1 protein-coding gene and 6 pseudogenes are annotated in these 5167 nt (G+C 54.8%); 3 read left to right on the top strand and 4 right to left on the bottom strand.

What is annotated here, in order from left to right; genetic code table 11:
- A pseudogene (locus QZ506_RS09965) lies at positions 1 to 79 on the bottom strand (IS1 family transposase); the annotation flags it as partial.
- Between the two features lie 60 nt (positions 80 to 139).
- Here QZ506_RS09965 and QZ506_RS09960 point away from each other — a divergent pair.
- The 3 pseudogenes from QZ506_RS09960 to QZ506_RS09950 all read left to right on the top strand — a co-directional run.
- A pseudogene (locus QZ506_RS09960) lies at positions 140 to 1031 on the top strand (ABC transporter substrate-binding protein); the annotation flags it as partial.
- A 29-nt stretch (positions 1032 to 1060) separates the two neighbouring features.
- Positions 1061 to 2769: pseudogene (locus tag QZ506_RS09955) on the top strand (ABC transporter permease subunit).
- 245 nt (positions 2770 to 3014) lie between these two features.
- A pseudogene (locus tag QZ506_RS09950) lies at positions 3015 to 4208 on the top strand (multidrug effflux MFS transporter).
- A 24-nt stretch (positions 4209 to 4232) separates the two neighbouring features.
- On the opposite strand, the pseudogene QZ506_RS09945 reads toward QZ506_RS09950, so the two are convergent.
- From QZ506_RS09945 to QZ506_RS09940, 3 genes and pseudogenes are all read right to left on the bottom strand, one after another.
- A pseudogene (locus QZ506_RS09945) lies at positions 4233 to 4373 on the bottom strand (D-amino acid dehydrogenase); the annotation flags it as partial.
- Positions 4343 to 4474 (bottom strand): FAD-dependent oxidoreductase, encoded by a 132-nt coding sequence (locus tag QZ506_RS21560; protein ID WP_367272999.1) that lies wholly within the window; start codon positions 4472 to 4474, stop codon positions 4343 to 4345. The pseudogene QZ506_RS09945 and the gene QZ506_RS21560, both read right to left, overlap by 31 nt.
- Positions 4475 to 4910: 436 nt before the next feature.
- A pseudogene (locus tag QZ506_RS09940) lies at positions 4911 to 5024 on the bottom strand (IS481 family transposase); the annotation flags it as partial.
- Between the last annotated feature and the right edge of the window lie 143 nt (positions 5025 to 5167).

The raw sequence follows: 5167 nt of genomic DNA, 5'->3' as shown, positions 1-5167 counted from the left end.
GGCCACTTTTGCCATAACCGTGTTTTTTCACAGGAGATGTCTGTTCACAAAACGGGCATCTTACATCAACTTTAGCCACTGTATTCCACATCCAAAACCGGACATTTCACACTGCAATCAACATATTGAATACACGACCCGCTTTGACTGCTACTGGGACACGCCTGCGCAAGCTTTAGGTCTTGATGTTGATTTCGTTCCAGATGGAACAGCCCGCGCCGCAGCGCTGCGAAGCGGCAGCGCGGATATCGTGGAGACCGTGCCGGTCGCGCAAGCCCCCTTGATCGATCCAGCGCTAATCCGTGAGGTGCCTATGCCGCACGCGAATACCCTGTACCTCAATACCCGCCTTGGCCCACTGCGTGATGCCGGACTGCGTGCTGCTGTGCGCGATGCCGTTCAACGGGACGTGCTGGTAAAGAACGTGTATGAGAACCGTGCGGATATTGCCCACGGCTTGCTTGGCCCGGCGCTGCGTTGGGCTGCGCCATGCGGTAGACCAGCCAACCACTGCACGCCATCCGCAGAGAGAGGTTATCAAACTGGCGACCTTCAGCGATCATGCTGAGCTACCGGAAGTTGCCGTTTATCTGGCACAACAGTTAACCGCAGCAGGATTTACCGTTCAGCAAGAAGTGCGTGAATACGCCCAAATTGAAGCCGATGCGTTAGCCGGAAAGTTCGATGCCTTTATCCTGTCGCGCGCCACGGTGCTGAATTCCGGCGATCCGGTATCTTATCTCTACAGCGATTTCAGTTGCAAAGGGTCGTTTAATCTCTCACAGATGTGCGATCCTGCTGTCGATGAGGCGTTGCTCACCGCTGCCGCTATACCCGCCGGAGAAGCGCGGCGTAAGGCAATCATGGCAGCCGAGCAGCGTATTCTCGCCACGGATGCGGCGATCCCCTTGTTGCACGAACGGGTGATTCAGGGCGAAGCGACTGGCGTACGTCAGGCAGCACGCGATCCGCGTGAAAGGATGCTGGTTACACCACAAACACACATCACCAGGCTGATACACCAACCATGATCGCATCTCCCTGACGCTTCGGAGCAGTTATCACTACGCTGATATCGCGTGCCGTGAGCACCTTTGCAGTCATAGCGCTCATTGGCTTGTTGCCGTTGCTTTCCGGCAGCGATCCCGCACTCAGCGTACTACGCGCCAAATCCGCCGAACAAGAGGCAACGCCCGAGGCGTTGCAAGCTATTCGCAGCAAACTCGGTCTCGACCAAGGCCCTATAGTGCTGTTGTGGCAGTGGTGGCGCGGTATATTACAGGGGGATGCCTGGCACTCCTAGATCTCTGGCAAGCCGGTCTTACCGGCCATGTTAGACGCTGCCGGCATATCGCTGACTCTGATGGGGACGGCCTTAACGTTGGTCATACTGGTTGCTAGGCTGCTGTGCGTTTCCACGCTGCGCCATGGGCTGAGTGGTAAGGTGAATAACAGCCACGGGGCTTGGGCGATGGCGTTCACTACCCTGCCAGAATATTTGCTGGCGTCCCTGCTGCTGCTGATCGGAGCAGTCTGGCTGCCGCTGTTTCCCCCGTATGGCTGGCACGGCGTACAGCATATGGTGCTGCCAGCGCTCTCGTTGGGGCTGCCCGCAGGGGGATTACTGGCACGCTTACTGGCGGATGCACTGCGCAGTACCTTCTCCGAGCCGTGGCTTATCACTTGGCGCGTGGCAGGCGTAAGCCAATTTGATTGCGCCATTGCGGTTTTGCGACGCACGCTGCCTGCGTTACTGCCACAGATTGGATTGATCACCGTAGGACTGACGGGAGGGCAGTGGCGGTAGAAAAGATCTTTGCTATCCCCGGCTTGGGTCGCGCCACGCTTGGTGCCTCAGCCGCACAGGATCTGCCTGCCCTGCAATGCGGCGTTCTGCTGTTACTGTTAATTGCAACGCTGAGCGGTACCCTTGGCAACCTACTCCGTCAGTTGATACTGGGACGCGCGCTGCGCAGCGGATCTTTGCCCGCCCCAACCATCAGCCCAACGAGTCGCCCGCATTATGCCTTCCCAATGACGATTGCACTGGCGTTGGTGCTGCTGATCGCTGTCGGACTGACCCGCGATCTGCTGGCCTCTGATTATCTTCGCTTACAACCTCCCAGCCTCGCGTTGCCGCTGGGCGCAAATGCCACCGTGCGCGATCTGCTGGCACGCGTGGCGCACGGTGCGTTTGCTACGCTTATCACCTCCATCGGCGTCAGCGCTGTCTGTTTGCTGCTCGGTATACTGTTGGGACTTTTCCCGCTCCTGTTTATTGGTCCGATGGAGATAGCCAATGCGCTACCGCCGATGATGGCGGGCCTTATCGTTGTCGCCCTGACCGGGCCCTCTACCTATGGTGCGGCACTGGCGGTGATGCTGGTAAGTTGGGCACCGCTGGCAGCGCATACTGCCGCACTGGTTGAAGAGATACTTGCGCGCCCTTACGTGCGCATCACCCCACTGCTGGGGGTTGGGCGCTGGCGTCGCTTCACGGGCTATGTACTGCCTGCACTGGTTGGCCCCGTCACGCGTCACGCCTTGGTGCGTTTTCCAGGTATCACACTGGCATTGACGGCGTTAGGTTTTCTCGGATTAGGACAACAACCGCCGTACCCTGAATGGGTGCTGATTGTCGCTGAAGGTATGCCTTATATTGAACGCGCCCCCTGTGCGGTACTGGCCCCTGTTACTACGCTGATGCTGCTGGCAATATTGGCAGTCTCATTGGGACAAATGACTCACAGTGCAAAAGGTTTAAAGTGACATCGTCACTAAAAATAACTGAGTAGATCAAGTGTAGTTGGACGTGGCATGACGATCCCCCCAGCGTAAGCCGCCGGATCGCCGCGAAACACCAAAAAACGCTTCTATCGTAGTAAAGCACGCCCGTTGTGTCGTACCATTCGCTACAGTGTGGTTATGCAACCCGCCTTTCCTGGCGATGACCAAAGGCAAGCACTACGTTATTCATTCACTTGCCAGGGAACGGAATTCACCTTGCCATGACCATACAAAGATTTGTGCTGTTGTTATTTATGTTAGTGCTGCTCGGCCCATTAGCCATCGATCTTTACCTTCCGGTGATCCCTGCCATCTCACAAGGTCTGAACAGCGATAATGCGACCATTCAATCAACCATTTCGTTGTTTATCATGATAGTGGGATGGGGACAACTGGTGGCTGGTCCGTTGTTTGACCGTATAGGACGCCGCCCAATGGCACTGGTCGGAACCGCGATTTACATTGTGGGTGCCATCACGGCAGCGCTGGCGACCAGTGGGAGGGTGTTTATTGCTTCTCGCGTACTACAAAGCGTTGCCTTGTGTTGTACCGCTGTGGTGGTGTTTAGCGCTGTGCGTGACCGGTTAAACGGTGATGATGCCGCACGCACTTTCGGCTTTCTTAACGGTACGTTGAACATTGTGCCCGCTCTGGCCCCGTTTTTTGGCGGCTTGCTGTCCGCCGCATTCGGTTGGCGTGCCTGCTTCTGGTTTTTGACGCTGTATGCCAGCCTTGTCCTGTTGCTCGCCCTGCGCTATCTGCCAGAAACCCGCCCGGCTGACACCCTGCGTCTGCCAAGTTTTCCCATCAAACAATATGCGCGAATCCTTTTTACGCCTCGCTTCATCGGCTTTGCTGGCTGAAATGCGGGTATTATGGGGATGGCACTGACCTATCTGTCAGTGGCCTCAGTGGTCTTGATGATACATGGCGGTTTGTCACCGTTACAGTTCTCACTGGTGTTTGACGCAAACGGCTTTTGGGTGATGGCAATGAGCCTTCTGGAAACGCGCGCAATCGTGAAAATTGGCCGCCCCGCTTGCCTGACGCTCAGCTTCATATTGATTGGCAGCGGTTTTTTGTTGCTGTACGCTATCATCCTGTGGCTCCCCGAGGCGCTACGGGCGCGTTGGTGGATCTTTATGGCTCCGGTGGTGGTGGCGTTTGCTGGCCTGGCGTTTGCCATCTGCCCAGCCACCAGCTATGCACTGGAACCTTATGCGAATGAAGCGGGTACGGCATCGGCGCTGGTAGTATTCGTGTAAATGGCAGGCGGCGCGTGTGTTGGGCTGGCGGTGATGGAGCTTCCCCTCTCACCACAGAGCACGCTGGCGCTTGCCATGCTGTGCGCGACGCTGTTGGCGCTGCACGCCCAGCGTTTAAGCGCAAAGACGCGCGGCACGATTACAGCGCTTAGTTGATTGCAGCGCGATAACCCGATGGATTTACGCTCTGGCGTAACGAAATATCGACAAATCGTCATGGGCAATGTCAGGCGTCTTACCAGACATGATATCCGCCAGCAGTTGCCCTGAACCGCACGCCATCGTCCAGCCTAAGGTACCGTGTCCTGTATTAAGATAAATGCAGGCTGTCGGTCAATGACCGTGACGTCATGCCCCGCCTGACACAAATACCACGCCGTGCTGACGCCAATAACGCCACTGCCTAAAATTACAACCCGCATGTTGAATTATCTCCTTGATAACTCGCCGTTTCCGGCGAAATATGCTGCCTGAATCGCCACTACCCAAAATAAAAAGCTAATGTAACACGTGATTTACCGTTGTCACGCTTGGCTAACATACTATTTATCTATTATTACGCGGATGAAGTGCCGTTTTATGCTGTTGTTTTCGTAGCAATCTTTTCTGCCAAACACTGGTTTTCACGGCACTTTTATCAGAGTGAGCTACGATTAATAGAGTCTGCACGAAAGCGTGTAGAAGGCACTGTGTGGGGCGCGCTGATGGTGACAAAAACAAAGACTCGAGTACCGCAAGCTAAGACACGTTTGAATGATGCACTAAGACTGGACGTTCGATTTGGTGCAAACCTACCTTGATGTACTAGCTCAGACCTGATCTGACAGTTACCGATTATTTATACAGGTGTCTGTCAGATCACATCTGGTTCAGATTCTTTTCTGCCCAGATCCGTTTTCCATCGAGTAAAGTGGCCATCGGCGTACGCCCGCAGCACGTTTTTCCCTGATGAGTTCGCTCATTATTGTAATGCCACAACGGCTTTGTTGAATAAATAGAACTTTTGGGTAATCATCGGAGCAGATCACCACAGTTGTTTCAAAATCAGGTCTCCATGGCAAAACAAAATTTTAAAATCACCAACTGGCCCTCTTATAACAAGGCCCTCAAGCAGC

Source organism: Candidatus Symbiopectobacterium sp., assembly GCF_020054415.1.
Lineage (GTDB): Bacteria > Pseudomonadota > Gammaproteobacteria > Enterobacterales > Enterobacteriaceae > Symbiopectobacterium.
The sequence above is the reverse complement of the archived record's forward strand: the minus strand, read 5'-3'. Positions and strand labels throughout refer to the sequence as shown.

Excerpts from the sequence above, each read along its gene's own strand:
- QZ506_RS21560 (WP_367272999.1), bottom strand. The coding sequence starts at position 4,474 with ATGCGGGTTGTAATTTTAGGCAGTGGCGTTATTGGCGTCAGCACGGCG.